13 protein-coding genes and 2 pseudogenes are annotated in these 16,498 nt (G+C 68.5%); 5 read left to right on the forward strand and 10 right to left on the reverse strand.

Annotated elements, in window-relative coordinates:
- The first annotated feature begins 81 nt into the window (after positions 1 to 81).
- On the forward strand, positions 82 to 891 hold the full coding sequence (locus tag OHU89_RS00560; protein WP_405654230.1) for an ATP-dependent DNA ligase: 810 nt from the start codon (positions 82 to 84) through the stop codon (positions 889 to 891).
- Here the strand turns inward: OHU89_RS00560 and OHU89_RS00565 are convergent.
- From OHU89_RS00565 to OHU89_RS00575, 3 genes are all read right to left on the reverse strand, one after another.
- Positions 848 to 1,585 (reverse strand): hypothetical protein, encoded by a 738-nt coding sequence (locus tag OHU89_RS00565; RefSeq protein WP_405638777.1) that lies wholly within the window; start codon positions 1,583 to 1,585, stop codon positions 848 to 850. The two genes, OHU89_RS00560 and OHU89_RS00565, sit on opposite strands and share 44 nt — an antisense overlap.
- A 31-nt stretch (positions 1,586 to 1,616) precedes the next feature.
- On the reverse strand, positions 1,617 to 1,958 hold the full coding sequence (locus OHU89_RS00570; protein ID WP_405638779.1) for a DUF664 domain-containing protein: 342 nt from the start codon (positions 1,956 to 1,958) through the stop codon (positions 1,617 to 1,619).
- A 131-nt stretch (positions 1,959 to 2,089) separates the two neighbouring features.
- Positions 2,090 to 3,379, reverse strand: coding sequence for a vanadium-dependent haloperoxidase (locus OHU89_RS00575; protein WP_405638781.1), 1,290 nt, complete (start codon positions 3,377 to 3,379; stop codon positions 2,090 to 2,092).
- Between the two features lie 275 nt (positions 3,380 to 3,654).
- On the opposite strand from OHU89_RS00575, the pseudogene OHU89_RS00580 reads away from it, so the two are divergent.
- Positions 3,655 to 4,223, forward strand: a pseudogene (locus OHU89_RS00580) (chlorophyllase); the annotation flags it as partial.
- A 94-nt stretch (positions 4,224 to 4,317) separates the two neighbouring features.
- On the opposite strand, the pseudogene OHU89_RS00585 reads toward OHU89_RS00580, so the two are convergent.
- Both OHU89_RS00585 and OHU89_RS00590 read right to left on the reverse strand, forming a co-directional pair.
- Positions 4,318 to 4,464 (reverse strand): annotated as a pseudogene (locus OHU89_RS00585) (nitroreductase family deazaflavin-dependent oxidoreductase); the annotation flags it as partial.
- The gene (locus OHU89_RS00590) at positions 4,455 to 4,694 is read right to left on the reverse strand and encodes a hypothetical protein (RefSeq protein ID WP_405638783.1); all 240 of its coding nucleotides are present in this window, start codon (positions 4,692 to 4,694) and stop codon (positions 4,455 to 4,457) included. The gene OHU89_RS00590 and the pseudogene OHU89_RS00585, both read right to left, overlap by 10 nt.
- Positions 4,695 to 4,853: 159 nt before the next feature.
- On the opposite strand from OHU89_RS00590, the gene OHU89_RS00595 reads away from it, so the two are divergent.
- Positions 4,854 to 7,004, forward strand: a complete 2,151-nt coding sequence (locus tag OHU89_RS00595; protein WP_405638786.1) for a LamG-like jellyroll fold domain-containing protein — start codon at positions 4,854 to 4,856, stop codon at positions 7,002 to 7,004.
- A 488-nt stretch (positions 7,005 to 7,492) separates the two neighbouring features.
- Here OHU89_RS00595 and OHU89_RS00600 read toward each other — a convergent pair whose 3' ends face one another.
- Positions 7,493 to 8,413 (reverse strand): Rieske 2Fe-2S domain-containing protein, encoded by a 921-nt coding sequence (locus OHU89_RS00600; RefSeq protein ID WP_405638789.1) that lies wholly within the window; start codon positions 8,411 to 8,413, stop codon positions 7,493 to 7,495.
- 818 nt (positions 8,414 to 9,231) lie between these two features.
- Here OHU89_RS00600 and OHU89_RS00605 point away from each other — a divergent pair.
- A complete protein-coding gene (locus tag OHU89_RS00605; protein WP_405638791.1) occupies positions 9,232 to 9,546 on the forward strand; it encodes a hypothetical protein in 315 nt (104 codons plus the stop codon).
- Between the two features lie 63 nt (positions 9,547 to 9,609).
- On the opposite strand, the gene OHU89_RS00610 is transcribed toward OHU89_RS00605, so the two are convergent.
- Entirely contained in the window at positions 9,610 to 10,779 is a 1,170-nt protein-coding gene (locus OHU89_RS00610) for an RNA-guided endonuclease InsQ/TnpB family protein (RefSeq protein WP_405654232.1), read from the reverse strand.
- Between the two features lie 11 nt (positions 10,780 to 10,790).
- Here OHU89_RS00610 and tnpA point away from each other — a divergent pair, with 11 nt between their 5' ends.
- Positions 10,791 to 11,219 (forward strand): IS200/IS605 family transposase, encoded by a 429-nt coding sequence (tnpA, locus tag OHU89_RS00615; protein WP_266898953.1) that lies wholly within the window; start codon positions 10,791 to 10,793, stop codon positions 11,217 to 11,219.
- Between the two features lie 114 nt (positions 11,220 to 11,333).
- Here the strand turns inward: tnpA and OHU89_RS00620 are convergent, their stop codons facing one another.
- The 3 genes from OHU89_RS00620 to OHU89_RS00630 form a co-directional block, all read right to left on the reverse strand.
- Complete coding sequence (locus OHU89_RS00620) at positions 11,334 to 12,965, reverse strand: IS1182 family transposase (RefSeq protein ID WP_405638794.1); 1,632 nt, start codon at positions 12,963 to 12,965, stop codon at positions 11,334 to 11,336.
- A 1,076-nt stretch (positions 12,966 to 14,041) separates the two neighbouring features.
- Entirely contained in the window at positions 14,042 to 15,148 is a 1,107-nt protein-coding gene (locus OHU89_RS00625) for an SPFH domain-containing protein (protein WP_405638797.1), read from the reverse strand.
- Between the two features lie 29 nt (positions 15,149 to 15,177).
- A complete protein-coding gene (locus OHU89_RS00630) occupies positions 15,178 to 15,615 on the reverse strand; it encodes an NfeD family protein (RefSeq protein WP_405638800.1) in 438 nt (145 codons plus the stop codon).
- Positions 15,616 to 16,498 lie beyond the last annotated feature (883 nt).

The raw sequence follows: 16,498 nt of genomic DNA on the forward strand, positions 1-16,498 counted from the left end.
CGGCGTCCCCGTAACTGCCGGAGGAGTTGCTTACGCGCTGCTCGGCAGGGCCGGCTCGCGTTCGAGCGTCTCCAGCAGCGCATGCACCGCCGTGGTGCGGCCGCGGCCCGCGCGGCGGTCGAGTTCCCGGCGCACCTGGTCGCGTTCGAGCTGCTGCGCGTGCACGGCTCGGACCTGACCGGTCTCCCCTTCAGTGACCGCTACGCCGCGCTTCAGGCGTTGTTTCTCGAGGAGGGTCTGTCGGCGCCGTGGTCGCTGTGCCCGACCACGACCGACCCGGAGCAGGCGGCCGCGTGGCTGGCCGACTATACGGCCGTCGGCATCGAGTGTCTGGTGTTCCGGCCCCTGGCAAGCAGGTATGTGCCGGGCGGGCGGGGGTGGACCAAGTACACGGCGCGGCACACCGTGGAAGCGATCGAGGGTGTGGTCACCGGCAGTCTGCGGGCGCCCACCACCGCATTGTTGGGCGCCGCTGCGACGAGAGCGGGCGCCTGCGGTACGCCGGCCGCACCACGACGTTGGGCGCGGCCGCCCGGCACGCCGTCGCCGACCAGCTGCACGCCGGGGACACCGGTCGCCCGTGGACGGGGCGCACCTTCCGTGTGGGGGTGGGGCTCGCGGGAGCAGTTGCCGGTGCACCTGGTCGTGCCCGAGGTCGCCGCCGAAGTCGCCGTCGCCAGCGCCCGGGACAGCGCCCGGACGCTGGCGCCGCCCGGTCCGGCTCACCCGTATCCGCCCCGACATGGAGCCCGGCGAGGCGCCGCTGTTCGGAGCGGCTTCCTAGCGTGGCCTGCGCAGTGGTCGTACCCCGCATGCGCAGCCGCCACAGCCGGTTGCGCGGCTGTCGTTAGTCGGTCGCCGGGTCCAGGGAAATGGGGGCGTCCTCGTTGAAGGGCACCTCATACACCACCGATACGACGCAGCAGTGCTCTGGCGCCGTATGGACGAAGCGCACGATGTGCTCCACCGAACCGTCCCGCGTGCGCGAACACCGTCCCCGAGCCACCCCCTCTCGGGACGCGGCGAGCCGGGCCGGCTTGCGGCCCCGCAGCCATGCCTCGCGGTCGGGTCCGTCCGTCACAGCGAGCCCGAGCCCGACGGGGAAGCGGCTGACCGCATACACGACGAGATCTTCTCGCCCGACCGTGGCGAAGTGCAGTCGACGGCCGGCCGGGGAGCACGCACTGCGGTCATGGAGCCGGCCACAGTGCGGACAGGGGCCGTCATCGAGGACGACGGCCCCCGGGTCGGCGTCCAGCAACTGTCCCAGGAGCAGCCGCAGTCCCGCGCGGACCATCAGGAGGCGCTCTCCTTCCGGGCCCGCCGTCTGCGCGGTGAGGCGGGCCCGTTCGTCGGGGGCAAGCCCTTCGCGCAGGGCTCGACGCTCTTCCGGCGCCAGCGTGGACAACACGAGGGTGCGCAGTGCGACGTAGCCGATCTCTCCGCCGGACCGCGCGGGGCCGAGGTCGAGCGGTGGCGCGGGCAGCGGAGTGCGCCGCTTACCCCAGCCGCCGTCGGGATTGGTCGCGGGCACGATGGGAAAGGACGCGGGCAGGGGCACGTGATCGGGCACCACGGGTTCCATCAGGTCTCTCGCTCCTTCGTGTTGGAACCAGTCAGGCGCCGGTCCGCCCGTCGACGAGCTCACGCACGACGTCGAGGTGGCCGTTATGGCGGGACGTCTCCTCAAAGAGGTGGAGGATCACCCACCGGAGATCGACGTGGCGGCCGTCGCTGATGGGACGCTTGGCCGTCGAGTCCAGGTCGTGTTCGGACACCAGGCGACGGTAGCGGGCACTCTGCTCCTCGTACTCGGCGAGAAGCAGCGGCAACGGAATGTCGACTGCTGTCCGCATCTCAAGGTCTGGATCATCATCGGTCGCCTCGGTGAGCGGCCCCGCGAGCTCCTCGCCCAGAAACTCCGTTGGACGCTCAGTGCCGGACCATGCCCGCAACAACCACCATTTCCTGGCCGGAGACCAGTCATCCTCTCCGCGGCCCGTCCCCGCTGAACTGCGCTTCGGTCACCGTCCCGGTGTCGGTGCTGTCCCGAGCTGTCCTCCCTGCGGTGGTGGAAGCGACGGCCGCGTCAGCGCCGCTGGAAGGCGCGGTTGAGGACGTCGCGGGTGACCGTCAGCCCGAGCCGGTGCCCGTGCTCGGCGGCGAAGCGGTAATGCACGCCGGCCCAGATTCGCGCCTCCTGGAGTTCGGCTGTCGCCGCCTGAAGGCTGTCGTAGTGGCGGGTCGTGCCGGAGGCGGGGCTGTACGCGGCGAACGTGAGGTTGTCACGGCCGAAGAACGACCCCAGGGCCGTCATGACCGCCGTGGTGAAGCAGGCGTGGCCCGACGGGTACTCCGGCGACGGGGCGGTGACCCGCAGCGGCGTCCAGTCCGGGTCGGGATCGGTGGCCGCGTTGCCGTCGGTGCCGGCGAGCGGAATGGCCGTCACTGGGCGCCAGAAGTTCCAGTGCCCCTTGGCCTTGTAGCAGGCGATCAGGGTGTCGGCGGAGGCCACGTACACCATGGCGAGCAGCCGGGCCGTCCGGAGGCTGCTGAGGCGGTGCGCGTCGGCGAGTTGCCGGGTGATCGACCATTCGACCATCCGGGGGTCGTCCCACCAGATCGCCGCCTCGGTCTGGTCCTGGGTGCGGACGGTGCTGGTGGCCGCGCCGAGGCTCTTGACCTCGTTCAGGTCGCGGGCCCAGGCGGCGCCGGTCAGGGCGGGCGGGGGCTTGACCCGGAAGGCGCCGGCGTCGGGGACGACGAACGGCTTCAGGTTCGGCACCCAGGCGCCGACGTTGACGTAGCCGGGCGGGGTGAGCCGGTATTGGCCCGGCTCGGTGCCGACGGTCCATGGCGCGGTGGGGTCGAAGCCGTCGTCACGGCGGCTCTCGGTCATCGCCGCGGCGGCGGCCCTGCCGACGGCCACCCCGCCGTCCTCGGCGCGGCCGTCGGGGATCGCGGCCAGCGCCTCGTCGTACCGGGCGTTCAGCGACTCGGCCTGCGCAGGGAAAAGCCACAGCAGCGTGTCGTGGGCGGCCGCGGCCACCGCCGCGGCGGTGGAGTCCCCGGGGCGGCTTCGGGGCGCGCTGATCAGGGGCTCGTACGGACGGCCGGCGACGGCGTTGACCGCGTCGTACACGGCACCCTGCACGATGGCGAAGCTGCGGGTGCTGGTGGTGGGCGACTGCTTGGCGGTGTCGTAGACGGCGGTCTGGGCGTGGATGTTCCAGGCGATGACGGGATTGCCCGGGGCGGCCTCCACGCCGCTGTGTGCCTCGGCGGTGGTGGCCGTCAGCGGGACAGTCAGGGCGAGTACGGTGAGGACCGCGATACGGCGTAACCCTCTGAATGATCCGGCGAGCGGGCGGTGTGTCACGAGACCCCCCATGGGCTTGTCGGTGACAGATTGTCCGAGCCTATTAGGCAGGGGTCAGTCTTGTCGTTACATCGACAATCATCGACAATCCGACGGCATTCACACCCGGATGTCCGTCACTCGGAGACGAATGCGCGGGCTCCTGCCGGGGGCACACGCCCGGAGCGCCCTCCGGGCGGGCCGGTCGGCCGTGGCGGCGAGGTCGGTCGCCGGGACGGAGGGCACGGGCAGGAAGTCCGGGCGCCTCTGGGCGCGGTCGGCGCGAAGCGAAGGCGGGTCTGGCAGGCCGGATGGACCACCGTCGCATCGTCGCGGCCGGACACTCCTTCGAAGGGCAGACTGCGGGCATCCTGGTGGGTCTGCGCGTCAGGGACCGTACACCGGCTTCACGAAGGACCTGTCCGACCCGCAGGTCGTGGCCAGTATCCAACTGGCCACTGCCGGCAAGGGCGGCGGCGAGCTGACCCCGTTCGCCCACGACAACCTTCCCTGGCTGCGCGATCAGGACTTCTCCCACATCACCGCCTCTGGCCTCGTCGTCGCCGGGGACAAGGACGATCTCCCGCTCTCCACCCGGGGCCCGGCCTGGACGACCGACCCCTACACCCTCCGACACGGCAACAAGAGCCTCCTGACCGTCCACGGCGGCGAGCACTTCCTGGGCGGCATCTCCGGCTACCAGGCAGCGAAGACCACCGACGAGAACCCCGACCGTGTCACCCTCGTCCAGCAGGTCACCCTCGACTATCTGCGCCACGTCACCGGAATCGACCACACTGACTGGAACCACGCCCAAACGGTCCTCGTGGGCGGCCACCCGCTGGGACACCTCGAATCCAAGTGACCTTGCCCGGCACGTCGCACGGCAGGGACCGCCAAGGCGGCCGCTTCCTGGGAACTGCCCATGTCGCCCTGGTCCTGACCGCCTGGGCGATCCTCGGGTTCCTCCTAGCGGTTCCCCTGCTGCGCCGGGTGACCAGGACACCCAGCGTCGTTCCTTGCGTACCGCCGGAGCTTTCGTACAGCTCGACCTGGTCACGCACGAACTGCGCCGGGCTCGGCTCGTACTCGCCCTTCAGTGGCATGGGCCCCTCTCAGACTGTGGTGTCGTCGTAGGCGAGGTTGTCGCCCAGTTCGCGGGAGGCCTCGGCCTGGCGAGGACTTGCTTCGCCTTGGCCTCGGCGGCCTCGATGGCGTCCGCGCCGGCGATGAAGCGCTGCAGGGGCTTGTCCTGGCCGGCGATGGTGAGGGAGATGTATGTGGTGGCGCGGGCGGCCAGGGCATCGGCCTGCCCGCCCGCTTCGGCATCCGGCACCGCGTCAAGCAGCCCATACAGCGCGTATCCCCCACGCCCCCGCCGCACAGGTTAAAGATCAAGCTGGGCAGAAATCCTTTCAGCACTGTCAGCGCCACCTGTTAGCTTCTGTGCCCTCGTGTGATCCACGAGCAGCAACCACACCCAGGGGAGGGCCAGTTGAAGCTGTCCGGGAAGACCGGCAGACGCAGAGGGACGGTGGTGGCGGTCTGCGCGGCCGCACTGTTGGCGAGCCTCACCGGCTCGGCGCACGCCGTGGACAACCTGCCGCCGAAGCAACCACTCGTCGCGGATCTCCAGTCCGGAAGCAAGCCCTGCGCAACGGGCGACGACACCGTGTACGTACCGGAACCGCCTCGGCTCAGCGCCGTACTGTACGACCCTGAAGAGGACAACCAGCCCGGTGAGGGCAACCTGCTCTCGGGCGAGTTCGAAGCCTGGTGGACGGACGCCGACGGGACGGTACAACGCCGCTCCTACACCACCATCACCCTGTCCTCGGGATCGCGGCAGTACTGGACGACGCCGAGCGACCTGCCCGCGAACACCGCCATCTCCTGGCACGTCCGCGCGAACGACGGCCACGCCACCTCCCCCTGGAGCGACGAGGGCGACGGCTCGGTCTGCTCGTTCGTCTACGACGACACGAGCCCCGAGAAGCCGACGATCAGCTCCCCCGAATACCCCACCCCGGATGAGGTGTTCTGGGTGGACGGCGTCGGCGTCTACGGCCACTTCACCGTCGACTCGCCCTCCGACGACGTGGTGTCGTACACCTACAGCTTCCTCGGCGGCCCCTACGGCACCGCCACAGCCGAGCGACCCGGCGCGGCCGTGACCATCCCCTACCTGCCCGTCACCTCCGGACCCAAGAATCTAACCGTCCGCGCCATCGACCGGTCTGGTCGCAGCAGCACACAAGCCCGGTACGACTTCAACGTGAAGTCCGGCCGAGCCGCCGTCGCCCGCTGGAAGCTGGACGACCCGGCGGGGTCCCGTTCGGCAGCCGCCGAAACGGGCACCCCCGCCCGCGCCGGCATGGGTGCCACCTTCGGAGGCCCAGCGCCGAGCGGCACCACGGCCGCCACGACGGTCGCCCTCGACGGCAGCGGTCACGGCTTCCTCACCCCGGACGCCCCGGCCACCGACATCCGCGAGACCTTCGCCGTCAGCGCCTGGGTTCGGCCGGCCGAGACCGGCCGCACCATGACGGTCGCCAGCCAGGACGCCGACGGACGCCCCGGGTTCACCCTCGGACTGCGCGCCCCGGACACCGGCCCCGCATGGTCGTTCGCCATCGCAGGAGCGCGCCTCTCCGGCGGCTCCCCCGAGACCGGCGAGTGGGCCCACCTACTGGGGCTGTACGACGCCGAGACCGGAAAGGCCCACCTGTACGTCAACGGCCACGAGGTGGGTGAAGGCGTGGCGGCGACTCCCGCCGAAGCCGCCGGCGCCTTCCAGATCGGACGCGCGCGAGGCACCACCGGATACCGCGACCGCTGGCACGGTGACGTCAGCGACGTGCGCGTCCATGACCGCGTCGTGGTGCCGAACGAGGTCAGCGAACTGGCCTGGCGCAAGCCCAACCTGCTCGGCCACTGGTCTTTGTCGAGCGCCACGGACGGTGCGAGCCCCGAGCAGTCAGACGGGACACCGCTGAAGCTTGGCGGCGGCGCCTCGATCTACCGTGACGCGGACGCCTCCTGCAGCCCGGATCTCGACCCGGACTGCCCCTACGTGCCGCCGCCGCTGGTCGGCGACGGGCATCTGACACTCGACGGCGAGAGCGGATACGCCACAACCGAAGAGCCCGTGGTGGACACCGGCGACAGCTTCACCGTCGGTGTCGTCGTACGCCTCTCCGACTCCGAACCCGCGCATCCGATGACCGTGCTCTCCCAGGCCGGGCAGCACACCGACGCCTTCAAGTTGCGCTACGACCCGGCCACCTACAGCTGGCAGTTGGTGATGCCCGAGCGGGACGAGGCCGGTGCGCCGGAGAAGGTCGTCTCCCAGATCACGGGTGCCGACGGCGGCGAGGGCTCGGGCAACCGGCTGGCCGTGGTCTACGACGATGCCACCGACACCATCAAGCTCTACCTGAACGGCTACACCAACGCCGCCGCCACGGCCAGCCTGCCCGACGGCTGGCAGAGCTCCGGCGCCTTCCAGATCGGCCGCGGCAAGGTCGGTGACGGCTGGGGCGAGTACCTGCACGGCGCCGTGGACGAGGTGCAGGCCTACGCCGGTGCTCTGCGGGACATGGACGTCCTGAGCCTCGGATGGGAAACGAACCCCTGCGTGTGCTGATCCACTCGCGCTGACCGCATGAACCCGCCCCATCGACGGTCGGCCGCAACCCAGGTTCCGGCCGACCGTTCTGCATGCCGCAGTACGGCACTCGTCCGACCGGTCGTCACCTCGCCGGCCGGAGACGGTCGTGTCAGGCGCCGTCTCGCTGTGAGAACCGGAGTGAGAAGGACCGCAGCACATCGGCCAGTTGGAGCTGGTGCCCGCGCGGGCTCGTCCTCGCCGAGGGCCGCCGCCTGGGCCTGGTCTTCAGCGTGCTACGTGGCGCCCGCGTGTTGAGCGAGGATTTCGCCGCACAGCGTGACGCAGTCGGCACACATCCACACGTCGGGGCCTCCCCCGCCTGGTGGTAGGCGTGCTCGATGCCCGGCGCGATGATGCCCAGCATGGAGTCGAGGTCCCATGCGTTCGCCGGATCACCACGCCTCACGGAAGTGCCGAACCGTGTGGCCGGCGCGTCGCCCCTGGTCGATCGATCGGCCAATCTGTCAGTCGACCGGATAGAACTGCGCGTACCAGCGGCGCAACGCCTTGATCCCCTTCTCGTGCGGAAGCAGGACAGGGCGCGCCTGGTGGATCTTGTGGTCCCAGATCCCGATCTCCTTGCGCACCTCTCCCAAAGCCGCCATGCGGAAGACGAGCTTGGCCAGGGGGGTCAGAAACGGCAGCCAGGACGGTTTGCGGATGTAGTACAGCATCCGCAGTTCGCTGGTGCGGTCGTCGACGGGAGTACTGAGTGCGACGGCGGTCACCGACAGTACGGGGCCGTGGGTACGCACCACCATGACGCCGGGCCCGTACATGAACGCGTCGAAGGTGTTGTCGATGACCCGGCCCAGCACACGGCGGGAGATGCGGCCGCGAGCCTCGGCGAACGGGCCGTCCGCCCGCCAGTCCTGGACAGGGGGTTCACTCTGGCCGTGGATGAAGTGGAAGTGGGACTCGTCGACGATGTTCTCGCGCATCTCCTGAATGTGGACGCGAGCCCGGCAGGTGTCGTCGATGGGCGCGGCGAACTCTTTCGATCCTGTCTCCGGGATCTCCGGCACCTCCCACGACGGCTCGCCCGGCCCGGCGTGGACGAAGACGAGCCCGCTGTGCTCGCGGACCGGGAACCCGTCGAGGGAGACCTTGGGAGTGCGCACCGCGAACGGGGCCTCCACGCACCGGCCGTCGGCACCGAACCGCCACCCGTGGAACGGGCACTCCACCGTGCCGTCCACGACCCTCCCGCCCGCGCCAAGATGCGCGCCGTAGTGCGGGCAGTGCGCGTCCCGTACAGCTGCCCGGCCGTCGGCTCCCCGGAAGGCGATGAGCGCCCGCCCGAAGTAGTGCAGGCTGACGACCTTGCCCGGCCTCAGTTCGCGGCTGCGCAGCACCGCGTACCAGCCGTACGGCACGGTCGGCATCGGATACTGGTCGGCTCGGGGATCGCGCGGCAGAGCGGCTAAGTTGTCATGACTGCGACGTGATGGCATGCGCAGATGCTAGGGCCTGCCTGGCAATTCTCGTCGTCGCCCAGAGGGCCGCGAGACAGACACGGGGCTTTCGTAACACGCTCGCCCGCCCCAGGTGCTCGACCTGTCCAGGGCTGGGGGGAACCTGGGGCGGGAGTTCAGGTGCCCGGGCCGCCACCGAGGGGGCCGCAACAGCGCTGGAACAGCTGGCCGTTGCCTGCGGGGAGCGGAATGTCCGTGATCTGGTCTCGGTGCAGGTCTTCGTATCCGCCTCGCTGCCAGCGTGCACTCCCCCGACAACGGCGGAGCCTCGGCAGCCTGCACCGTCACGACTCGTCTTCGTCGGCGGCCGGGACAGAAGCCACCTGAGCTGTCCACGGGAGACGCCCAGTACTCAACGCCCGGCTCGTACTGGACCAGGTGCACGGCAGACAGAGCGACACACGTGCCGGGGGCCAGGCAGTCCATACGCCGACACTCGTCGGTGTCGGCGGTCCGCAGTGGGTGATCGGGGGCCTCTCAGGGCTGCGCCCTTTCTGGTGACAACCGATCAGGCGCTTTCGATGTCCACAACGAGGATGCCGGGCTCAATTGCGATCACGAGCGCGTTACCACCGAACAGCGCGCTGGGCTGGCCCCCACAGGCACCTGCGCCTTCAAAGAGCCTTCGCAGTCCCACAGTTGCACGGTCGGCCGCCGTGGAAGGCGATGGCGCGCAGGGTTCGACCGTCGGGCGCCTTCACCGTGCACAACGCCCTGATCCAGCTGGTGTGGCCTTCGAGCAGGTGCTGTTGGGTGCCGGTGGCAAAATCCCACAGCTGCACGGTGCGGTCGTCGTGGGCGGTGACCTGCTCTGCCTATCGGTCACCCGCCCTGAGATCGTGGCCGCCATGACTTTCGCTGCTGTGCTGTTCGACGTCGACGGCGTTCTGCTCGATTCGGCTTCCGCTCATCAACGCATCTGGAATGCCTGGGCAGATCTGCGGGGCCTGGACGCGGGGACGGTGTGGCAGCAGACATTCGGCCAGCGTCCGGAGGACACGGTCCGGGACGTCGCCCCTCATGTCAACTTGACCCGGCCCTGAAGGACCGGGCTTGGAGGTAGTGCCCGGCTGGCTGCCGGGTTGGACTCCTCCGTCCAGACACCCCTATCGGGTGGCAGGGACGCGTGACTCACGCCCCGCGTTCCACACGCTCTCGCCACGGGTGGCGATGTTGTGGGAAGCATTCCGGTCGGCGTGGACAACGACCCCGCACCCCCGGCAGATGAAAAGCCCCTGGTCGACACGGTTGCGTTTGTCGACGTGACCGCACGCGGCGCATGTCTGCGACGTGTACGCGGGATCGACGAAGACCAGGGGCACGCCTGCCCGCTTGGCCTTGTAGACGATGAAGTCTGCGAGCTGGGCGAACGCCCAGGAGTGGAGTGCGACCCGTTGGGGCTTGCGGAGCCGTACCCGGGAGCGGATGCCCTTGAGTTCTTCGAGGGACAGGCCGCGCCCGGTGCGTTCAGCCTCGGTCACGATCGTCTTGGAGATGATGTGGTTCTGGTTGGCGACGTGCCGCGCCTCTTTGCGGGCACGGGCCTTGAGTCGCCGCTGGGCGCTCTTGGTGCGCTTCTTCTGGAGCTTGGCACGCAGGACAAGCTGTCGCTTGCGGTACCTGCCCAGCCCCCGCCCGGCGGCGAGGTAGCCGGTGGACGTGGTGGCGATGTTGGCGATGCCGAGGTCCACGCCGATGAAGCCGTCCGGCCCGTACTGCTCGGCCTCGGGTACCTCGCAGGTGGCGATCAGGTAGAAGACGCCGTCACGCTCGATGAGGTCGGACTCTCCCTGCCGGTGCGCCCGGAGCGTCTTGAGCGCGTCGGCGGAGCAGACAAAGCGGACGCTCTTGAGCCGTCCGGAAGTGGTCCAGATGGACACGGTCTGCTGGTCGTACTGCCAGGAAAGGCACCGGTCGTCGTACGCCTGGGCGGCCTCGGGCCGGAAGACGATCGGCTTGGACTCCGCCTTACGGCGGCGCTTGGAGCCTTCCTTCCCAAGATTCCCGGCCCGAACGTTGGCCTTGAGTGTGGTGTAGGCGTCGCGCACCTTCTTGATGGTGTGCTGCGCGGCCTGCGCCCCGAAGCCCCGGGCCTTGAGTTCGGCGTAGGTGTGCTTGCGCAACTCGTACTCACGCGGAACACCGTGCTCGAACGCCACCTCCGACACCCAGTTCGCGGCGTCGTTGACCGTGCGCAGGGTCGACTCGAGTACCGACGCCTGGATGGCATCCGGCACGAGTTTCACCTGCACGACGATCTTCACGGGAACGAATATAGCATTGCTCTATGTCACCTCGATGGGAACCAAACCCCGATATCCGCAGGGGCCGTAGCGTCGTCTACACCCTTCATGCGCACTTGGTCTTCACCCCCAAGTACCGGCGCGGACCGTTCACCGACGACATCCTCAAGCGCTGCGAAGAGGTCATGCGGGATGTGTGCGCGGACTTCGGCGCGGACCTGCGCGAGTTCAACGGCGAGCGCGATCACGTACACCTGCTGGTGCATTACCCACCGAAGGTCGCCATCTCCCGACTCGTCGGCAGCCTCAAGGGCGTCTCCGCCCGCCGCTTGCGCCAGGAGTTCCCCGGCCACATCCGCCGGTACCTGTGGGGCGAGCACTTCTGGTCTCCGTCCTACTTCGCCGCATCATGCGGCGGCGCACCGCTCGCCCTGGTGAAGGAGTACATCGCGAACCAGAAGCGTCCTGACTGAGGTCAACAGTGCAGACCCGTGCGCCCGCGCGGGTCAGAGCAGCCGAGAGAAGCGATTCCTCCCGGGCGTGAACGACTCCGTTGGGAAAGGCGCAAAGCGGTTCTCGTGCTGAGGTCATGTCGCGTGGGCAAGCCGAGCGAGGTGGGTGACGCGGGTTGCGCCGAGTGGGGTGCCGTTCAGCCAGGCGTCGACGCGCGCGATGTTGACAGCGGTGGCGGAGAGAATGTTCGCCAAGTGCGTCTTGTGCAGGCCCTGGTAGGGCGTGCGTCGCAGGCGGGTGCGGCGGACGGCCTGGGAGATGGTGCCTTCCACCCCGGCTCGCGCGTCGTAGCGCTCTTTCCACGCGTCGGTTTGCTGTTCCGCGCGTCGTTGTTCCAGGATCTGCTGCTGCTCGCGGGGCAGCAGGGTCAGGCTGCGACCCCACTTGCCGTTGGCTGCCTTGGTGCACCTCGGTCTCAGCGGACATGGGTCGCAGTCGGCGAGCGCGAAGTACACCCGGACGAGCGGAGTGCCGCTGGCTTTGCGCTGCTGGGACCAGCTGACACTGGCCGCGCCCTGCGGGCAGGTAACCCTGCGAGCGTCCCAGTCCGTTGTGAAGGCGGCCTGGGTCAGGTCTGGTGCCTGGTCATCGCGCCCGCTGTGGTGGGTGTCGATGCCGACCGGTCCGAGCAGGTCGATGCCGTGATCCTCGCGGGCGGCCAGGATGTGGGCGGCGGTGACATATCCGGCGTCCACCACATGCTCGTGCGGTGTCAGCCCCCGTTGGGCAAGACGTTGGTGGACGATAGCGGTGAGCTCAGTGTCGTTGACGGTGGCGCTCGTGGTCTCGACATTTGTGATCAGATGCGGTGCATCAGCCTCGCAGGTCTCGCTCAGGTGGACCTTGTAGCCGCACCAGCCCGACCCACGCTTGATGCCGTAGTGGGCATCGGCGTCATAGGGCGAGGACAGCCGGTCTCTGGCTGGCGGGAGGTCCTTGCCCTCCCGCCAGCGCACCCCCTTCCCGTCCCGGTGGTACTGCTCCATCCAGGCCCGGCGCAGGATGCGCACTGCGGGGACCTCCCCCAGCCAGGCCAATGCGGCCGTCTCATCGACGGCGTCCAGGAGCACGAACCCGTCCCGGCCGACCTGTTCGGCCCATTCCCGGCGGACATTTTCCCCTTTAGGGAAGCGGTAGTTGTCGATCCTGGCCCCGTAGCGCTCCACCCATGCGGTGCTGATCAACGGTGTCAGCCAGTCCGGGGCTGCTGCGGCCAGCGCCTCCAGCGCTGCCCGAAGCGTTTCACCGACGAACTCCATCCGGTTCAGCGTGCGCACCGCGGCCAGCACATGAGTGGAATCGGTGCGCTGCCGGCCACCGGCCCGCAGCAGTGCTGCATCGGACAACCGGGACAGGATCACCTCCAGGACCCGTTCCTCCAGCCCGTGCGTGATCAGGCGGGAGCGGAAGTCACCCAGGACAGTGAAGTCGAATCCCGGATCATCCAGCTCCAGCCCGAGCAGGAACTTCCAGTCCATCCTGGCCCGTACCTGGTCAGCGGCTTGCCGGTCGGACAATCCCTCCGCGTATTGCAAGACCGACACCAAGGCCAGAGCACCCGGCGAGATTGCGGGCCGACCCCGGTCAGCGAAAGCCTCAGCGAAGTCCTCGTCTGTGAACAGCGGACCAAGCACGTCCCGGATCCGGACCGCCAACGTCCCCTTGGGGAACGAGGCCCGCACCACCCGAGCCGTCAGCTCAGGCACCCCATCATCCGACCGCGACTCCAGCGACATCCCGCGCCCCTCACCCCGCCAACGACCATAGCCATCAACAAGACGAACGACACAGCCCTGCTCGAATCACGCCTTTCCCAACGGAGTCGTGAACGCCCGGGGTTCCTCGCTAGATCATGCTGAACTAACGTCCGACTTCAAAGATCATCGGATGGTGGATCATGTTGGGGTGATACGTCGCCATGAACTCACCGATTAGGAGTGAGAGTTACTCGCTCCACTGCGGCCCCAGGCGCCGACGGCCCGGCCGCGAGTGTCGGACCGGCAGGTCATCAACGGCGGTCCAACACCCTGTTCAACGTGCACCGCGACAGCCCCGAGTTCGGCCATAGCTTCCTTGCCGACGAGGCCCGCGCCGCGGCCGAAGCGATGGCGGAGCGCACGGCCTGGCGGATCTGCCGGGACAACCGCAGGTGGAGCACCTTCGGCAAGTGGACGGGCCGCGGCAAGAACGCCCAGGCGAGGGGAAGCTCTACCTGCGTGCGGTCAGGGACGTGTTCTCGGGCCGGATCGTGCGCTCTTCCATCAACTCGCGGATGAAGTCCCGCCTCGCGATAATGGTCCTTCAGTTCGCGGTCGCCCGCCGCGGACCGGTAGCCGGATGCATCGTGCATTCGGATCCCGGTCTATTCCGGCAAAAGTTCGTGTCTACTCTCGCCCTACATGGCCTGGTCGGCTTGCATAGGCCGGGTCGGCGCGGCCGAAGACAACGCGGCCATGGAAAGGTTCTTCGCGCTGCTGCAGAAGAACGTCCTGGATCGCCGACTCTGGAGAATCCGTCGTCACCGGCGAGCAGCTTGGAGAGTCCCCCGCTGCCGAGGAGCAGCGTCCCCTGGTCTCGTCGGCCGGTAGCGGATCACTCCCGCCGGAGTCTTGGCAGAGTGCCGGATCCACCCACCCGTCGAAAGCCTCCGGCAGTTCCGACGGTGTGGACTGCGAGGCATGGTCCAGACGCAGGAGCATGCCCTCGTCGCGCTGCACGGGCCCGCGCAGGTCTGTCGAGCTCTGGAAGCATCAGAGGCTCCTGGCGTCGGCCAAGAGTGGGCTCAGTCGCCGGACGCCTGCCCCCGGCGCGGTGTCTGGGGCGACATCGCCGCCTCAGCTTCGGCCTTGGCGTCGTTCACTGCGGCCGCAGCCTGCTTCTCAGCCCGGTCAGCCGCCGTCGCAGCGTCGAGTGAAACCGTCGAGCCGGCGTCGAGTTCCGGAACCCGACCTTCGTACGGCGTGGCATCGTCGGCCGTGACTGCTTCCTCGGGCTGCGCAGGTTGGGAACCGCCGACTGTCGACTGGTCACTGAACGCGCTGGTGACGGTCCGGACTGCCTCGGTCAGCTCCCCTGGGATCACCCAGAAAGTGTTGTTGTCGCTGCTCGCCAGGTGTGGGAGCGTCTCCAGATACTTGTAGGCCAAGACCTTCGGGTCGGCATTGTTGCGATGGACAGCCTGGAAGACCAGCTCCACAGCCTTGGCCTCACCGTCCGCCCGCAGGATCATGGCTTGCTGCGCGCCCTGTGCCTCCAGGATGTCCTTCTGCCTCGTGCCCTCCGCAGTGAGGATCTTGGCCTGGCGTTCCCCTTCGGCGTGCAAAATGGCCGCACGCTTGTCCCGCTCGGCCCGCATCTGCTTCTCCATCGCTTCCTTGATGGTGTTCGGCGGATCGATGGCCTTGATCTCGACGCGGTTGACCCGGATGCCCCACTTCCCAGTGGCATCGTCAAGGACGGCACGAAGCCGGGAATTGATCTCCTCACGCGAGGTGAGCGTCTCCTCCAGGTCCATGCTGCCGATGACGTTCCGCAGCGTGGTGACGGTGAGCTGATCGATGGCCTGAAGGTAGTCGGCGACCTCGTAAGCCGCCGCCCTCGGGTCAGTGATCTGGTAGTAGAGCACGGTGTCGATGTTCACCACGAGGTTGTCCTCGGTGATCACCGGCCTGGGATCGGACGAATACACCTGCTCGCGCACGTCGAGTTTGGTGTTGATACGGTCCGCCATCGGGACGACGAAGTTCAGGCCGGGTTGCAGAGTCCGGCGGTACCGACCGAACCGCTCGATGTTGTAGCGGCGTGCCTGCGGCACGATGCGCACCGTGGCAGCGACGAGGAAGACGACGACGATGGCCGCGACGAACGTGACAATGACAACCGGATCCACAGTGCCTCCATTGCTCTGCGTTCAGCCGTTCATGGCAGCAGTTCGCGCGGGTAGACGATGGCCGTGGCGCCTTCGATCTCCATGACGTCCACCAGCGCTCCCGCCGGGATCACCAGGCTCTCGTCGAGGGCACGAGCGGACCACTCCTCACCGGACAGTTTGATCAGTCCGCGGGTCGCGGTGACCTCCTGCATGACCTCGGCCCGCTTGCCGACCAGTGCATCGCTGCCCTCGCGGGTGAGGGGTTGCTGTGCCATGTGCCGCAGCGCGACAGGGCGGACCATGACCAGACCCGCCGCTGCCGCCGCCGCCAGGGCCAGGAGCTGGCCGAGAAGGCCGATCCCCACACCGGCGACCACGGCGGCGACCAGCGCGGCACCCGCGAGCAACCCCAGGACCAGTGTCAGGGTGAAAAACTCCGCGGCACCCAGAGCCGCGGCGGTGAGCAGCCATACGAACCACGGCATCGCGAATCGCCCTCCTCTTGGGGCTCTCTTTACCAAGTTACCTCCCGTAGCGCCGGGCAGACAGACACGCAGGAGACATGGTTCGCGATATTGGACGCGATTGGCCTGCCGGCAGCGTCACCCTTACCGGCTCCCGGCCGTCGCACGGCCCGATGATCGCCGACGGGTCGTCTCGGGACTGCGATGCGGATTCGTCATCGGGCGGACCGAGTGAACGCTTTCAGCGTTGCCGCTCAGGGTGAAGACACCGGCGCAGATTGACGACATGCGCTTCGGGCTCCATCAGGCTGCAGGACGCCCTTCGGCGCCGCGAGCGAGATCGGCGGCCAGCTCGCTCTGCGCGCTGCTGGGGTCGGAAGGAGCGACTCCGTGCCGCGCCGCGCCTGAGCGGACAGAATGGACCGAGCGCCAAGGTCGGTCACGCGAAACGCGGCCGCGCGAAGACCATCACCAGGAAGTGTGGAGGTGGTTCCGATCATGCCAGGCCCGAGGCGAAGTTCCGTACGCTCGCTCGACTACCTTGCTGAAGTGGGCCCGACGTTCGTCCTATCGCTGCGACGGGCCACGGTCGCCCGTTCGGGCTGGCCAACTCACCCCCGCATCCGGCCAGGCGGCGCCTCCGGTCCAGACTCCGAAGCTGATTCCCGACCGGAAGAGCACAGCGTAGAGATGTCGTATGCAGCGGCGATCCATGCCGCCGACAGATCGGGATCAGCCAAGCGCTCCCGAATGCATCGAGTGACCCGCAGCGTGGGTGTCGCCTCCAACGGCCCCTCGGTCAGACTGCAGTTGCTGTGCTGGCATGCCAGGAGAGCACGTTCGACGCCGGGTTCCACGACGCCGTCGGCGTGCACCCCTGGTGCAAATCGTCGCTGCCCGCCAA

This window comes from Streptomyces sp. NBC_00019, from assembly GCF_045041015.1.
GTDB lineage: Bacteria > Actinomycetota > Actinomycetes > Streptomycetales > Streptomycetaceae > Streptomyces.

Excerpts from the sequence above, each read along its gene's own strand:
- tnpA (WP_266898953.1), top strand. The coding sequence starts at position 10,791 with ATGTCACCTCGATGGGAACCAAACCCCGATATCCGCAGGGGCCGTAGC.
- OHU89_RS00560 (WP_405654230.1), top strand. The coding sequence starts at position 82 with ATGCACCGCCGTGGTGCGGCCGCGGCCCGCGCGGCGGTCGAGTTCCCG.
- OHU89_RS00565 (WP_405638777.1), bottom strand. The coding sequence starts at position 1,585 with ATGGAACCCGTGGTGCCCGATCACGTGCCCCTGCCCGCGTCCTTTCCC.
- OHU89_RS00600 (WP_405638789.1), bottom strand. The coding sequence starts at position 8,413 with ATGCCGACCGTGCCGTACGGCTGGTACGCGGTGCTGCGCAGCCGCGAA.
- OHU89_RS00630 (WP_405638800.1), bottom strand. The coding sequence starts at position 15,615 with ATGCCGTGGTTCGTATGGCTGCTCACCGCCGCGGCTCTGGGTGCCGCG.